At 40.7% G+C, this 14,796-nt stretch carries 13 protein-coding genes and 1 pseudogene; 5 read left to right on the top strand and 9 right to left on the bottom strand.

Annotation, left to right across the window (positions count from 1 at the left end):
- The first annotated feature begins 23 nt into the window (after window positions 1–23).
- The 3 genes from H5126_RS12400 to cysQ are packed head-to-tail and all read left to right on the top strand — an operon-like array spanning window position 24 to window position 3,154.
- Window positions 24–1,748 (top strand): SLC13 family permease, encoded by a 1,725-nt coding sequence (locus H5126_RS12400; protein ID WP_182720198.1) that lies wholly within the window; start codon window positions 24–26, stop codon window positions 1,746–1,748.
- A gap of 32 nt (window positions 1,749–1,780) precedes the next feature.
- Complete coding sequence (gene cysC / locus H5126_RS12395; protein WP_010555008.1) at window positions 1,781–2,374, top strand: adenylyl-sulfate kinase; 594 nt, start codon at window positions 1,781–1,783, stop codon at window positions 2,372–2,374.
- Window positions 2,375–2,383: 9 nt separating this feature from the next.
- On the top strand, window positions 2,384–3,154 hold the full coding sequence (cysQ, locus tag H5126_RS12390) for a 3'(2'),5'-bisphosphate nucleotidase CysQ (protein ID WP_182720197.1): 771 nt from the start codon (window positions 2,384–2,386) through the stop codon (window positions 3,152–3,154).
- 112 nt (window positions 3,155–3,266) lie between these two features.
- Here cysQ and H5126_RS12385 read toward each other — a convergent pair whose 3' ends face one another.
- Both H5126_RS12385 and H5126_RS12380 read right to left on the bottom strand, forming a co-directional pair.
- A complete protein-coding gene (locus H5126_RS12385) occupies window positions 3,267–3,575 on the bottom strand; it encodes a hypothetical protein (RefSeq protein WP_220491461.1) in 309 nt (102 codons plus the stop codon).
- A 250-nt stretch (window positions 3,576–3,825) separates the two neighbouring features.
- A pseudogene (locus H5126_RS12380) lies at window positions 3,826–4,290 on the bottom strand (alpha/beta fold hydrolase); the annotation flags it as partial.
- Between the two features lie 446 nt (window positions 4,291–4,736).
- Between H5126_RS12380 and H5126_RS12375 the strand changes: the two are divergent.
- Both H5126_RS12375 and H5126_RS12370 read left to right on the top strand, forming a co-directional pair.
- Complete coding sequence (locus tag H5126_RS12375; RefSeq protein WP_182720196.1) at window positions 4,737–6,020, top strand: aromatic amino acid transport family protein; 1,284 nt, start codon at window positions 4,737–4,739, stop codon at window positions 6,018–6,020.
- Between the two features lie 133 nt (window positions 6,021–6,153).
- On the top strand, window positions 6,154–7,497 hold the full coding sequence (locus H5126_RS12370; protein ID WP_182720195.1) for a M24 family metallopeptidase: 1,344 nt from the start codon (window positions 6,154–6,156) through the stop codon (window positions 7,495–7,497).
- 51 nt (window positions 7,498–7,548) lie between these two features.
- Here the strand turns inward: H5126_RS12370 and speD are convergent, their stop codons facing one another.
- The 7 genes from speD to H5126_RS12335 all read right to left on the bottom strand — a co-directional run bounded on the left by speD (window position 7,549) and on the right by H5126_RS12335 (window position 14,762).
- Entirely contained in the window at window positions 7,549–8,361 is an 813-nt protein-coding gene (speD, locus tag H5126_RS12365; RefSeq protein WP_024597058.1) for an adenosylmethionine decarboxylase, read from the bottom strand.
- Window positions 8,362–8,449: 88 nt separating this feature from the next.
- A complete protein-coding gene (locus H5126_RS12360; protein WP_002958863.1) occupies window positions 8,450–8,863 on the bottom strand; it encodes an OsmC family protein in 414 nt (137 codons plus the stop codon).
- A gap of 86 nt (window positions 8,864–8,949) precedes the next feature.
- Window positions 8,950–9,297, bottom strand: coding sequence for a DUF3802 family protein (locus H5126_RS12355; RefSeq protein ID WP_002958862.1), 348 nt, complete (start codon window positions 9,295–9,297; stop codon window positions 8,950–8,952).
- A gap of 132 nt (window positions 9,298–9,429) precedes the next feature.
- Window positions 9,430–10,899 carry a succinylglutamate-semialdehyde dehydrogenase gene (astD, locus tag H5126_RS12350; RefSeq protein ID WP_182720194.1) on the bottom strand — a complete coding sequence of 490 codons (1,470 nt, stop codon included), beginning with the start codon at window positions 10,897–10,899 and terminating at the stop codon, window positions 9,430–9,432.
- Between the two features lie 15 nt (window positions 10,900–10,914).
- The gene (astA, locus tag H5126_RS12345) at window positions 10,915–11,931 is read right to left on the bottom strand and encodes an arginine N-succinyltransferase (protein WP_024597056.1); all 1,017 of its coding nucleotides are present in this window, start codon (window positions 11,929–11,931) and stop codon (window positions 10,915–10,917) included.
- An 85-nt stretch (window positions 11,932–12,016) separates the two neighbouring features.
- A complete protein-coding gene (locus tag H5126_RS12340; protein WP_154903751.1) occupies window positions 12,017–13,222 on the bottom strand; it encodes an aspartate aminotransferase family protein in 1,206 nt (401 codons plus the stop codon).
- Between the two features lie 379 nt (window positions 13,223–13,601).
- Window positions 13,602–14,762, bottom strand: a complete 1,161-nt coding sequence (locus H5126_RS12335) for an HDOD domain-containing protein (protein WP_002958858.1) — start codon at window positions 14,760–14,762, stop codon at window positions 13,602–13,604.
- Window positions 14,763–14,796 lie beyond the last annotated feature (34 nt).

Genomic DNA, 14,796 nt, shown 5'->3' with positions numbered 1-14,796 from the left:
TAGCCTGTTAGGAATTTAAAAGCATGGTAGAACAGCTCGTTTTAACAGGCATTATGCTTACCTTAGTCGGGTGCCTTTTTGGCACCCGTATTAATCCAGCATGGTTATTTGTAAGCGCTATTGGCACCAGCTACTTAGCAGGGCTAATCGATCTTGAAAGTATGTTAGTTAACTACGCTAACCCGTCGCTTATCACCTTAGTACTATTGGTGTTAGTGTCGACCGCAATAGAAAAAACCACCCTAATTCAAAAGTTAGCGCAATCGCTATCTAAAGGTAGTTTAGTAAAATCGGTAACAAAATTGGGCTTATCAACCGCCTTTTTATCGTCGTTCACTAACAATACCGCCGTTGTTGCATCGCTTATTACCGCGATAAAAGACAATCCTAATCACTCCCCTTCAAAGCTATTGTTACCGCTGTCGTACACTGCTATTTTGGGCGGCACTATTACGCTTATTGGTACATCAACCAACTTAATCGTCAATGGCTTTGCAGTAGATGCGGGCATGGAACCGCTGGGCTTTTTTGACTTTACCTTAGTAGGTTTAGGCGCGCTAAGCGTAGGCCTAATTACTATTTTAGTAATGCTTAAATACTTACCCGACAACGGTAAAAGCGACCAAGAAGTCGTGCCTTTTTACCTAGAAGGTAAAGTACAAGCAAGCTCAAAATTAATAGGCCAAACCGTAGAAGAAAACGGCCTGCGTGATTTAAAAGACTTATTCCTTGCTGAAATTATTCGCGACGAGAGCCGCATTTGCGCAGTCACTCCGCAGCAAATTATTCAAAAAGACGACGTGCTGCTGTTTGTAGGTGACATAAAATCGGTGCCATTACTTACCCGTTTTGACGGTTTAAAAGTAGTGCACGAGAATCATCAAAAAGACATAGAACACTTAGTAGAAGTAGTCGTAAGTCAATCTTCAAAATTTATTGGTAAAACCGTAAAAGAAGCCCGCTTTAGAGAGCAGTTTCATGCTGCTGTTATTGCCATTCGCCGTGGACATGACCGCTTACAAGGCGGCCTTGGGCAAGTGCAATTACAAGCTGGCGACTCACTTATACTCGCACCAGGCAAAAACTTTTACACTTTGCCTAATTTAAAGCGCGAATTTGTGTATATTTCAGGGTTTGACTTACAAGCCCACCTTGCACCTAAGCAATCAAATATTGTGCTACTAAGCTTTGCTGCAGTACTGGGTTTAAGCATTATTGGCATAGTGCCGCTGGTTAAAGGCTTATTAGTGTTACTGATTAGCTTAATGCTCAGTGGCACCATAAAACTTAACGAAGTAAAACGCCGTTTCCCTATCGAGTTATTGGTGGTTGTAGGTAGCGCCATTGGCCTTGCTAAATTAATGATAGGCACCGGACTTGCCGGTCAAATATCCGACGCCATGTTTATGGTACTTGGCGACTTTGGTCCGTACGGCGCGTTTATTGCCATATTTTTAATGACCGTATTATTTACCGAGCTTATTACTAATAACGCAGCAGCTGCCTTGTCGTTCCCTGTTGCTTACTCGCTCGCGGTTGGTTTTAATGTAGACCCACTACCGTTTATTATGGCGGTTGCCTTTGGCGCATCAGCCAGCTTTATATCGCCATTTGGGTATCAAACTAACCTAATGGTTTATAGCGCGGGTAACTATCGCTTAAAAGATTACATAGTGATGGGCTTACCCCTTTCTATTATTTATTCAATCACGGTATTAACCCTGATCCCGCTGGTATTTCCGTTTTAATACCTGCGCTCACAGCATGAGAGACTCTCACTATGGATGAAAATATAGTTTGGCATAACTACGCAACGACAAAAGCACAGCGTAGTGAGCAAAAAAAACATAAGCCCGCTATTTTATGGTTTACCGGCTTTTCAGGCTCTGGCAAAAGCACCGTAGCAAACGCACTAGAAGCGGCGCTTAATCAGCAAGGTACGCACACTTACCTGCTCGATGGCGACAACGTACGCCACGGTTTGTGTAAAGATCTAGGCTTTAGCGACGAAGACCGCATTGAAAACATACGCCGCGTAGGCGAAACCGCAAAACTAATGACCGACGCTGGCTTGTTAGTACTTACTGCGTTTATATCGCCTTTTAGAGCAGAACGCGACATGGTGCGCAGCCTAGTAGATGACGGCGAATTTATTGAAGTCTTTATCGATACCCCACTGGATGTATGCGAAAGCCGCGATCCAAAAGGGTTATACAAAAAAGCCCGCGCTGGGGAGATAAAACACTTCACTGGTATCGATTCAAGCTACGAAGTGCCAAACAATCCAGAAATAATTTTAGATACAAGTAAAAACACCCTAGACCAATCGGTTACACAACTGATAACGTATCTAAAACAAAAGCACATAATATAGGTTAACCCCATGAATCAAACCGAACTGCTAGAAGAAACCCTCATCCTTGCCCGCAAAGCAGGCCAAGCGATAATGGGAATTTACGAAAAGGATTTTAACGTTGAGTACAAAGCCGATGAAAGCCCCGTAACCGACGCCGATTTAGCAGCTCATAAACTGATTGTGGCAGGGCTTCAACAGCTCACACCTGATATTCCAATACTTAGTGAAGAAAACGCCGACATAAGCTGGGATATACGCCAAACGTGGAAAAGCTACTGGTTAGTTGATCCAATCGACGGCACTAAAGAATTTATTAAAAAGAACGGTGAATTTACCGTAAACATCGCCCTAATTAAAAACGGCATTCCTATTTTAGCCGTAGTAGATGCACCTGCCCTTAGCGTATCCTACTTAGCCGCCGAAGCAATTGGCGCATTTAAAGATAAAGGCGATGAGCGAATTGAGCTTAAGGTAACTACCAAACCTAACAAAGGGTTAATTCGAGTTGTAGGCAGCCGCTCGCACCCATCACCCGATTTAGCCGAGTTTGTGAAACGCTTTGATGAGGTTGAAATGGTGTCTAAAGGCAGCTCACTAAAACTGTGTTTAGTCGCTGAGGGCAGCGCCGATATTTACCCGCGCTTAGGTCCAACTTGCGAATGGGATACAGGCGCAGGCCACGCCATCGCCGAAATAGCCGGTGCAAAAGTCACTAAGCTTGATGGCAGCCCGCTTATTTATAACACCAAAGATGAATACTTAAATCCGTATTTTATTGTAAGTGCGATAGAAGAGTAAGGTAGTTTTTAGTGGTTAGCTATCGGTTGTTAAAAAGACAAGTGATAGCTTTTACTCCTTGAGTCATCAAGCAGTGTTTAGCAAACGGTGAAAAAGAAACAAGCCTTATTAACTACTTACTAGTTTTTAAGTACATCATACTACCTTTAAATACATCAAATAACTCACAATGAAACTTTTGAAGATTATCAATTAGCTCCTCAATTTTCCTTAGATTACGAGTAAACTCGGGGTTTGATTCTTGCATATCAGGTAATGAATTAATTCGCATTAAGTTTAGCCAAGCTGATGCATCCGAGTCTACTTGAAATAACCAATCGGTAACAATACCGTCAAAATAGAAATCAGCTAGGGCAAGTGCCTCTTGAAGCTCTTCGTACAACTTATCATCGACCACATGATTTATATCAACACTACGCAAAAACCTTTTTACAACTATATAAATATGCAATTTATTTGAGTTACTTTCACGCTTCTCTTTATCAACATTAAGCTTCCACTGCTGGTATGCAATAAAGCCGAAAAGATATCAATAACTTGCTTAGCTGTACTTAACGCTTCCAATTTAAATTCCTTTTAAGTTAACCCATTTAGATCTTTTTTAAGTTTTGTAAGTCAAAAAAGAAAGGCCTATCCCTATTTTATATACAACCTTAACGATTTTGCTGGGCGATAAAAGCAAATAAACGATACAGCCACATATAAGGCAAGAAGTGTTTAAAAGTATTGCCTAAATAAACCAATGTATTACTGCGCGTATTAAAACGAGTAACCGCTCCACCTAGCACCATGCTAGAAACATATTGCGGCGCAATTTCAGCAATATTTCGAATAATAATTGTGCCCAATGAAATGCCAACAAAGTGTGCGCTGGTGATATTGTTATGATCTAACACATCAATGATGTCTTTAGAGACATTATTAAATGAATAATTATTATCAACAAAGTTTTGTACTAAGTTATTCGATTTACCGTGACCACGAAGATCTAGCAACAACACATTATATTCTTTTTTATAGGCCTTAAGCTGACGAAACCAAATTGCCGAGCTACCACCTGCTCCATGGACAAATACAACCCATGTTTTACTGGTTTCGTGCGCAAAAGTAGTATGGAAGAGAATCTCTTTGCTCATTGCAGTTAGTGGCCTATTTACTTCGTTTGGCATATTCAATTACAGGAAGTATAACGGAGTTTAATAAAAATCTCTTATGAAGTTCAGATCAATGGCTTCTACTTAACAGCTTTTCGGTGCAGATTCTGATTTTTAAATGAAAACCAATAAAAATGACCAGTCCCTATTTTTACGTTATGAAAACCGCCTACCTCGGCTTTGCTGCTCGCGTGACACTATAGCGTGTTGGGTTTCGCTGCCCTCAAACCAACCTACTTTAAAATTATAATGTGGTGCTGCCGCTTAAGGGTGTTGCTCACTTTTACACCGCTGTTTCGTATTCATGACACTTACCCTTCAATTTGGTCTAATTAATTAGTCTACAAATCCTCTCAAAACATGAAATTTTTAGCTAAAAACTATATTCTTGCGCGCGATTGTTATTTAAATAATGGATAAACACACACATGACAACATCTCAAGATGCAACGCTTTCAAATGCATCAACAACAGGTGCACACACACCTTCAAACACACCCACTTCTAAATGGAACCTGCACGATACGCAGTGGACTTTAAGCCTTTTTGGTACCGCCGTTGGTGCGGGTATTTTATTTTTACCTATTAATATTGGCATTGGCGGTTTTTGGCCGTTAATTATTTTGGCATGCTTAGCATTTCCAATGACCTTTTGTGCACACCGTGGATTAGCGCGTTTTGTACTTTCATCAAAAAATAAAAATGCCGATTTTACCGATGTAGTTGAAGAGCACTTTGGTGTGACTGCGGGGCGGTTAATTTCTTTATTATACTTTTTATCTATATTCCCAATTTTGCTTATTTACGGTGTGGGCTTAACTAATACCGTTGATAGCTTTATGGTTAATCAAATGGGGATGGAATCACCTTCTCGCGTGTTGCTTTCGGGTGTATTAGTTGCAGGTATGATTAGCTTAATGATGGGCGGAGAGCGCTTAATGCTGCGTGCCTTTGCTATTTTAGTTTATCCGCTTGTGGGTATATTGTTCTTTTTATCACTTTATTTAATCCCTAGCTGGCAAATGCCAGATATGACAATGCCTGACATGGGCAGCTTTGGTAAAACGTTGTGGTTATCTATTCCTATTATTGTGTTTTCGTTTAGCCACGCAGCGGCTATCTCAAGCTTTGTAAACGTGCAACGCGGTCACTACGGTGAACAAGCTACACATAAATCTGAGGCGATTTTAAAGCGCACTAGCTTACTACTTATTACCTTTGTACTGTTATTTGTGTTCTCTTGCGTGCTGTCGCTTACAGGCGAGCAAATGGCCGCTGCTAAAGCCGCTAACGTATCGGTTTTATCCTACCTTGCTAACATTACTGATAACTCGTTTATTGCCACACTTGGGCCGCTTGTTGCCTTTATTGCTATTACATCGTCGTTTTTGGGTCACTTTTTAGGAGCGCGTGAAAGCTTTACGGGTTTAGTAACTAAACAAACAAGCTTAAGCGCAAAAGCGGCCGATAAAATTGGCGTACTCATTATGTTTTTAGCTATTTGGTTTTGTGCGGTTAAAAACCCAAGTATTTTAGACATGATGGATCAGTTATCGGGCCCTATCATCGCAATGATCTTATTCATCATGCCAATGATTGCAGTTTATAAAGTGCCTGTACTTCATAAGTACCGTAACCGTTTAAGCACGCTATTTATATTAGCGGTTGGTTCACTTGCTGTATTTGCACTTATTTACAGCATGATTAATTAATACGCTATATATTCAAAAGCCCAGCTAATTTAATTAGCTGGGCTTTTTTGTTTGTACGGTTTGTCTCAAATTATTTTTTTATAGTGTGGGTTCTGGCATGTTAAGTACAAATTAGCCTAAAAATAGCCCAACTATGCAATACAATAAATTATTACTAATAAGCGCATGTTTGCTCGCAACACTATTTGTAAGCCCTTTAGTTAAAGCCTCAGAACCTCCAATAATTTTATCAATGAAAGAGCGCGCAGCGTTTATAGATAAAATAACTGAGCTTAGAATCAATAGCTTAATGCCCTCGTTAATGAAGCAGCACAACACTGATATGTGGCTTCTTATAAGCCGCGAATACAATGAAGACCCAATATTAAAAACAATGCTGCCTGCAACATGGCTTTCAGCCAGACGCACCACTATTTTGCTATTTGCACTTAATAAACAAGGTGGTGTTGATGCTTACGCTATTGCGCCTTATAAAATAGGTAACGTATTTAAAAAAGGCTGGGATAAACAAACACAACCAAGCCAGTGGGAAGCACTCAATACACTTATTGAGCAATACAAACCTCGCAACATTGCGCTTAATACTTCTACCGACTGGGCACATGCCGATGGCCTTGTGCTAGGCGATTACAAAACCTTAATGGCTAACTTACCCGCCACTTATCACAATAAAATAATTTCTGCAGAGCCGCTTGGTGTTGCGTGGTTAGAACAACGCATTCCTGCAGAAGTTGAAATGTATAAACATATTGTGGCTATTGCTCATCATATTATTGCAGAGGGGTTTTCGGGTAAAACAATTACGGCGGGTGAAACAACTAGCGATGACTTGGTATGGTGGTTTAGAGAGCGTGTAAAAGAGCTAAAACTACAAACATGGTTTCATCCAAGCGTTGCTATTCAACGCGCCGATGCGAAGTCGTTTAATCATGAAGAAAGCTTTACCAATGGCTACGATGATAACGTTATACAAGCCGGTGATTTACTTCATGTCGATTTTGGGATTACTTATTTACGCTTAAATACCGACACGCAGCAGCATGCGTATGTGCTCAAAGAAAACGAAACGAGTGCGCCTAGTTACTTAGTTGAAGCACTAAAAAGCGGTAATAAACTCCAAGATATATTTACCAATCAATTTGCGGTAGGAAAAACCGGTAATGAAGTTTTAGCTGCAGCACGAAAAGCCGCTATTGCTCAGGGATTAAAACCCACTATTTATACTCATCCTCTTGGCTATCATGGTCATGCTGCTGGTACTACATTAGGTATGTGGGATTCTCAGCAAGGTGTACCGGGAGATGGGGACTATCCGCTACATTTAAATACGGCTTACTCAATTGAGCTTAACAATGCGGTGTTTATAAAGCAGTGGAATAAAGAAATAAGAATAATGCTAGAGGAAGATGCTATTTTTGATAAAAGCGGTGTCTGGTATTTAAATGGCCGACAAACACAATTATTGCTTATAAAATAAAGCAAAAAAATGGCGCTCACTGAGCGCCATTTTTAATTTAATTCGTTGCTCTTATTCTGTATCTGGCAGGTTACGGCCATAGAATATTTCTTGCATTTCGCGAGTCAGCTTAGAGCGAATTTCGTCTTCTTCTTCGTCCGATAACTCATCAGTAGAAAGGCCGAATAAATAGGTATTTAAGTCGGTTTCTTTTAACATCATTTTAGTATGGAACAGGTTTTCTTGATACACGTTCACGTCCATCATCTGGTACGCTTCTTTTGTATCTTCTGTCATGAAGTTTTGAATCGAGCTAATAGCATGATCAATGTAGTGCTTAACACCGTTTATGTCGCGGGTAAAACCACGTACGCGGTAGTCTATTGTTACTACGTCTGACTCAAGGCTATGAATTAAGAAGTTTAACGCTTTAAGTGGCGAAATAATGCCACAGGTAGATACTTCAATATCAGCACGGAATGTACAAATACCATCATCAGGGTGAGCTTCTGGGTATGTGTGTACACAAATATGGCTTTTATCTAGGTGTGCAACAACTGAATCAGGTAATGGGCCTGGTGCTTCGTCAGCATCGTAATTTTGCTGCTCTTCTACTGGTTCTTCTGAAACCAAAATAGTTACACTTGCGCCTTGCGGTTCATAATCTTGGCGCGCTACATTTAAAATGTTAGCACCAATAATATCAACAACTTCACCTAAAATATCGGTTAGTCTATCTGCACTGTACTGCTCATCGATATATTCAATATATTCTTTACGTTGTTGCTCGGTCTTTGCGTAACAAATATCATAAATACTAAAGCTTAAACTTTTGGTTAAATTGTTAAAGCCATGAAGTTTAAGTTTATCGAAGGGTTTGTTCATAATAAACCAACCTATAAATTAGTGGGTTCTGCACCTGCAGAATGAAAAGTTCGCGGATTTTATACGAATTTTCCTCGTGGAAAAAGCGTTATTTTGCTTGATCTTGCACAACTTCGTGGCTATGCGTAATTTCTACTGTTTTATCAAGCATTAATGCAACCGAGCAATACTTTTCAGCAGAGAGTGAAACTGCACGTGCAAGGTGCTTTTCAGACACATTATTGCCTTTAACAACAAAGTGTAAGTTGATTTTGGTAAACACGCGCGGTGCTGTTTCGGCGCGTTCTGCACTGAGTTGCACTTGTACGTCTGAAAAATCTTGTTTAGCTTTTTTTAAAATACTAACCACATCAACTGATGAGCAACAGCCAACTGACATTAAAACCATTTCCATTGGGCTTGGTGCTGCGCTATCGCTACCGCCATCAAACACAACATTGTGGTTAGAATTAGAACGGCCAATAAACGTATCGCCTTCAACCCATTTTACATTTGCTTGCATTGTTATATCTCAAAAAAATATTTTCTTGATTGTAAGCAACTTAGCCGTAGTTGCAAATGAAAATGCAACGCAGGGCTATAAAATGGCTAAGATTGTTGTGCTAATGCGCTATCAAAGAGGTTTTTCACTAAACCTGCAAATTCATCTATAAAGGCATGCTGTTCAACCGTGACAGGCTGTGAGGTGATGCTGCTGAGGACTTCTTCTAAATCGTAAACTATGCCATCAACTTCACGTACAATTTGACTACGCTGCTCTGTGTTGAGGTCTGTGTGCTGCTCGCAAATAAGCATCACATTTTGTGCAATGACGTCTTCGATTAATTCCATTACTGTTGGAGCGCCTGGTTTTATTTCGCCTGGCTTCTCAAACAATGCTAAATTTTGAGTTAGATACATGATCAAATCATCGTACCCTTGCCTATCTAAAACCATTATGCGAACCACCTAAATATATTTAATTATGCTGATTTAAGCAGAAAGAGTCGATAATTACTAGCCTTGTACGATAGCAATACAAAAAAAGCAGCCGAAGCTGCTTTTGTAATGATTAAGTAGTATTACTGCTTAATCTATTTTTAAGCCTGGGCTTAGTGTTGCTGGCATCGCTACTTTTTCAAGCTCTACTGAAGCAACTGGGTATGCACAGTAATCAGCTGCGTAATACGCGCTTGCTCTGTGATTGCCCGATGCGCCAATACCACCAAATGGTGCTGCGCTTGACGCGCCAGTAATTGGGCGGTTCCAGTTAACAATACCAGCGCGAATACGACGTAAAAAATGGTCGTAATCTGCTGCACTATCACTTAATAAACCAGCCGATAAACCAAAGGTTGTATCGTTTGCTTTATCAATGGCTTGGTCAAAGTCGTCAAAGCGGAATACTTTTAAAAGTGGTCCAAAATGCTCTTCATCTGGGAAGTCACTAATATTTGTACACTCAATAATACCTGGTGTTACAAAGCCAGTATTAGCTGTGTGCTCAAGCTCTACTAATACTTGAGCGCCAAGCTCAACAAGCTCGTTTTGCGCTTTAACCATGCCCGCTGCTGCCGCTGATGAGATCATAGAGCCCATAAATGGCTGGTCTGCATCATCGTAGTTACCTACTTTAATCGCTTTAGTTGCAGTGATAAGGCGCTCTAAAATTACATCGCCTTTGCTACCTTTAGGTAAAAACAGTTTACGTGCACATGTACAACGCTGGCCGCTTGAGATAAACGCTGATTGAATAATATCGTGAACAACCGCTTTAGTGTCTTCAACGTCAGTAATAATAAGTGGATTATTACCACCCATTTCTAGCGCTAAAATTTTACCCGGTTGACCCGCAAACTGTTCATGTAAAATATGACCAGTACGCGAAGAACCCGTAAAGAACAAGCCATCAATCCCTTTGTGAGCAGCAAGGGCTTTACCCGTTTCTACTTCACCTTGAACGAGGTTGATTACACCGGCTGGTAAGCCTGCTTTTTCCCACAGTTTAAGCGTAAGCTCGGCAACTTTAGGAGTCAGTTCAGACGGTTTAAATACAACCGTGTTACCTGCTAAAAGCGCTGGCACAATGTGGCCATTAGGTAAGTGACCCGGAAAGTTATACGGACCAAATACGGCTACAACCCCATGTGGCTTATGACGAATCATCGCGCGGCCAAGTGGCATTGCGTTTTCTACGTCGCCAGTGCGCTCTAAAAATGCTTTTTCAGAAATGACAATTTTACCAACCATAGCACCCGCTTCTGTGCGCGTTTCCCACAGTGGCTTACCTGTTTCTTGTGCGATAGTAATAGCGAGCTCTTCGCTGTTTTCTTTTAATTGCGCTGCGAATGCTTTAATTATTTCTAAACGCTCAGTAAAGCTTTTATCAGCCCATGCATAAAACGCTTCGCGCGCTGCATTTACTGCGGTGTCTACTTGCGCCGCAGTTGCTGATGATGCCTGCCAAATAACGTCGTTATTTGCAGGGTTTACTGAATTAAATTCTGTGCCTTGGCCTTGTGACCATTGACCATTAATAAATTGTGCAGGATGAGTCATATACTTTCTCCTAAATTAAATCGTGGTTGCACTAACAATATCGCCAGTTTGCAAATGCAATGCATCTGCTACTTCTTGCGATAAAATAAGGCTTTTTGCGCGCTCGTCAAATGTCATTGGTGCAACGGTTGCTCTAAAATCTTCAAGCTTTTCGTTAGCTAGTAACACCATGGTGTCGCCAGTCATTTCGCCAATTTCAACGTTAAAGTTATTTGCATTACGAATCGTCGCAATGTTATCTACTTTTGCTTCAACCGTTGGGCCGCCGTCAAAAATGTCTACATAGCCATTAAACGTAAAGCCTTCGCTTTTTAATAACTCGATTGCTGGGCGTGTGTTGTCGTGTACTTTACCTATTACGGCTTGCGCATCTTTACTTAGCAAATTTACATAAATTGGGTATTTAGGCATTAGTTCAGCAATGAAAACCTTTTGGCCAATACCTGTTAGGTAGTCGGCTGTTGGAAAATCCATTGAGAAAAAGTGCTCTTCAAGCCACTGCCAAAAAGGGCTACTGCCGTTTTCGTCAGACACACCGCGCATTTCTGCAATCACTGTTTGTGCAAAACGCTCTTGATGCTGCTTTATAAACATAAAGCGCGCTTTTGAAAGTAGCTTACCGTTACAATTTTTACGATAGCCATCTTTTAAAAACAATGTGCAAAGCTCTGTAGCGCCTGTGTAGTCGTTACATAGCGTTAAAATATCAACCGCTTTGTATACGTTTAATGTGCGCGAAGAGTGAATCACTTTACTTAAGTGATAATGATAAAATGCATCATCAAGCCCTACAGCAGCTTCAATTGCAGACGTACCTACAACATCACCGGTTTCGCTATCTTCAAGAACAAACAGGTAGCCTTCGTCACCGGGTTGTGACGTTTGCTTAGCAAATGAACTTACAGAATGGTCTATTTTCTTTTGCAATAGTTCTTCGTTTAATGGCAAAGACGTAAAACCATGCCCAGATTCGTGGGCAATTTTCAGTAATGCTGAGTAATCATTTTGCTGGATTGGGCGAAGGATCATCATGAGTCCGCTTGCTCCCTTATAAATAACGGTAAATAGGAATTGCAGGGCAAGCGGTGCTTGCCCTTAATTGGTTGGCTTAAGTCGCTTATGCGTTTACTACGCTTGCTACTGCTTTTTCAAAGCGTGCCATACCTTCGCGAATGTCCGCTTCAGGAATTACTAAAGATGGAGTGAAACGTACTACGTCTGCACCGGCAACTAGTGACATAAGGCCTTGCTCAGTACCTGCCACTAAAAACTCTTTTGCACGACCTTTGTATTGCTCGTTCACTACTGCACCAATTAATAAACCTTGGCCACGGATTTCGCTAAATACGTTGTATTTTTCGTTAACCGCGCTAAGTAGTTCATTAAATAATGCGGCTTTTTCTTTTACGCCAGCCAGTACGTCTGGGGTATTTACTGTATCAAATGCCGCTTCTGCAACAGCACACGCAAGCGGGTTACCGCCATAAGTAGAACCATGTGTGCCTACTTTAAGGTGCTGTGCAATTTCAGTTGTTGTGATCATAGCGCCAATAGGAAAACCGCCGCCAAGTGCTTTAGCCGAAGTTAAAATATCAGGTACTACGTTTAAGCCTTGGTATGCATATAAATCGCCAGTACGACCAACACCTGTTTGAACTTCATCAAAAATAAGCAGTGCGTTATGTTTAGTACATAAATCGCGAACGCCTTGAGCAAACTCATCAGTTGGTGAAACAATACCGCCTTCACCTTGTAGAGGTTCCATCATTACGGCACATGTTTTATCGCTGATAAGTGCTTCAAATGCAGCAAGGTCATTGTAATCACAATGTACAATGTCGCCAGGCTTAGGACCAAAACCATCTGAATATGCAGCTTGGCCGCCAACAGTTACGGTAAAGAATGTACGACCGTGGAAACCTTTGTTGAACGCGATGATTTGTGATTTTTCTGCGCCAAACTTATCAAGTGCAAAACGACGCGCTAATTTAAGCGCGGCTTCGTTTGCTTCTGCGCCAGAGTTGGCAAAGTAAACTTTTTCAGCAAATGTCGCATCAACCATTTTTTTAGCTAGGCGAAGTGCCGGCTCATTGGTCATTACGTTAGATAGATGCCAGATTTTTTCGCCTTGCTCTTTTAATGCGCCTACTAATGCAGGGTGGCAATGGCCAAGACAGTTAACTGCAATACCACCAGCAAAGTCGATAAACTCTCGACCTTGTTGATCCCATACGCGAGAGCCTTCGCCTCGAACAGGAATTACGCTTGAAGGTGCGTAGTTAGGAACCATTACGTGATCAAATAATTCGCGATTGACTGTCATTTTATTTCCTCTTAATTGTGAGCAACACAAAACATCAAAATAGGTGTTTGGTTAATATTTGTAACCAACTTTATAGGCAAGATCAGTAACCTGATAATTGCGCAAAATTGCTTTGTGGTTCAATTTTCAGACGCACATTATTTCAGAATTACTGATATCTGTCTCGTTAAAAACTTTCATGTATCCCTTGAAAATAAAGGGCTAAAGATATTATTTCATAGATAGTGAATAACTATTTGCATAGCTATTTATGCTTATTTTTAGGCAACTAACCGCATGAGTACAGAGGCGCACACGCTTTAATCGGCAAATATGTAATATAACAATAAGATGAGAATGAATGGTTAGTCGCAAAAAAAATTAACAAAAAATTCAGATTTTAGTCAATTTGAATAGCTAAATTGGTAAAATTACTCGATTGGAGGGTTTTTAGTTCCGTTTTAGTGAACTTAAAGTGCGAAAACCAGCTTAGAGCTTCATCAGGTTCAATAAGTTGATGTTCTTTTAAATTAAGATATTGAGAATAGCACCGTGCCTTTAGCATTACTTCTGTTAATGGCAGTAATGTATCGCCCTTATCTACCCCATTTACTAGCTGCTGCATTACCCCTTTAAACGGTAAATATTTAAAAGCCATTTTGTCTATTACCTTAGCGCTTACTTCTATCGATTTATTGCTAAGTAGAGTAGTTAAAAATAGCGGGTCGGGCTGAAGCTCTAATAATGCGGTGTGTAAATCTTTTTGGTTTTCATTTCGGGCTAGCTGTACTTTACGTTGCCATATTTGCTCAAACGTTTTTAAGTACAAGCGCACTAATGCAATTCGCCCTACATCTAAAAGCATACCAAGAGTAAATGCATGTACGTCATTTACATTATTAATTTGTGCAATTTTTTGCGCAGCAATGGCGTTTGCCATGGCACTGTCACGTAAACGACGCTTTAATAACGAAAATGGTTCGGTGCTATGTGGCATCCAATGGCGGGCAGCAAATGTAGGAATAACTAGCTGTAAGTTATCAAGGCCAATATAACGAAGGGCAAGCGATGGTTTATCTACTTTTACAGACGTGTTTTTACTACGTTGATTACGATAGTAAGGTAAATTAACGAGCGTTACTAACTCCCTACCCAACCAGCTTATATCATTAACCAATGGCTCTAAACGCCCTACCGACGCTGACTTTACCGCTAATATATCGAGTATATTGGCAATACCATCTTCAATACCTATGGTGCTATGAATTACGCCATCTATATCTTCGAGCTGCTTATATATAGCTGTTTCAATTGTTTTGTGCAGTTGCTCACTGGCTTGAGCGCGGTACTTATGATGTGCAGTACTGCTTTGCTGGCGTTTATTCTGTGCGGCCACTTCAACCTGCAGCAAGGTACGCTGCTTCATGGGTTCGCCGTAATCTATATCTAATGTATGAATGAAACCAATTTGCTGATGCGCAAAGCTGTGCCCAAGCAATAAGTCATGAGCTCGTTGGCTTAGTATTTTGGCAGTACGCTGCTGGGCTACAAGTTCAGTCATGACATCCATTAATAAAGTATAAAATGCTATGTGT

It is taken from the genome of Pseudoalteromonas sp. SG45-3 (assembly GCF_014164075.1).
Classification (GTDB): domain Bacteria; phylum Pseudomonadota; class Gammaproteobacteria; order Enterobacterales; family Alteromonadaceae; genus Pseudoalteromonas; species Pseudoalteromonas distincta.
This window is presented reverse-complemented; position numbering and strand designations above follow the sequence as displayed.

Excerpts from the sequence above, each read along its gene's own strand:
- H5126_RS12400 (WP_182720198.1), top strand. The coding sequence starts at position 24 with ATGGTAGAACAGCTCGTTTTAACAGGCATTATGCTTACCTTAGTCGGG.
- cysC (WP_010555008.1), top strand. The coding sequence starts at position 1,781 with ATGGATGAAAATATAGTTTGGCATAACTACGCAACGACAAAAGCACAG.
- cysQ (WP_182720197.1), top strand. The coding sequence starts at position 2,384 with ATGAATCAAACCGAACTGCTAGAAGAAACCCTCATCCTTGCCCGCAAA.
- H5126_RS12375 (WP_182720196.1), top strand. The coding sequence starts at position 4,737 with ATGACAACATCTCAAGATGCAACGCTTTCAAATGCATCAACAACAGGT.
- H5126_RS12370 (WP_182720195.1), top strand. The coding sequence starts at position 6,154 with ATGCAATACAATAAATTATTACTAATAAGCGCATGTTTGCTCGCAACA.
- speD (WP_024597058.1), bottom strand. The coding sequence starts at position 8,361 with ATGAACAAACCCTTCGATAAACTTAAACTTCATGGCTTTAACAATTTA.
- H5126_RS12360 (WP_002958863.1), bottom strand. The coding sequence starts at position 8,863 with ATGCAAGCAAATGTAAAATGGGTTGAAGGCGATACGTTTATTGGCCGT.
- H5126_RS12355 (WP_002958862.1), bottom strand. The coding sequence starts at position 9,297 with ATGGTTTTAGATAGGCAAGGGTACGATGATTTGATCATGTATCTAACT.
- astD (WP_182720194.1), bottom strand. The coding sequence starts at position 10,899 with ATGACTCATCCTGCACAATTTATTAATGGTCAATGGTCACAAGGCCAA.
- astA (WP_024597056.1), bottom strand. The coding sequence starts at position 11,931 with ATGATGATCCTTCGCCCAATCCAGCAAAATGATTACTCAGCATTACTG.
- H5126_RS12340 (WP_154903751.1), bottom strand. The coding sequence starts at position 13,222 with ATGACAGTCAATCGCGAATTATTTGATCACGTAATGGTTCCTAACTAC.
- H5126_RS12335 (WP_002958858.1), bottom strand. The coding sequence starts at position 14,762 with ATGACTGAACTTGTAGCCCAGCAGCGTACTGCCAAAATACTAAGCCAA.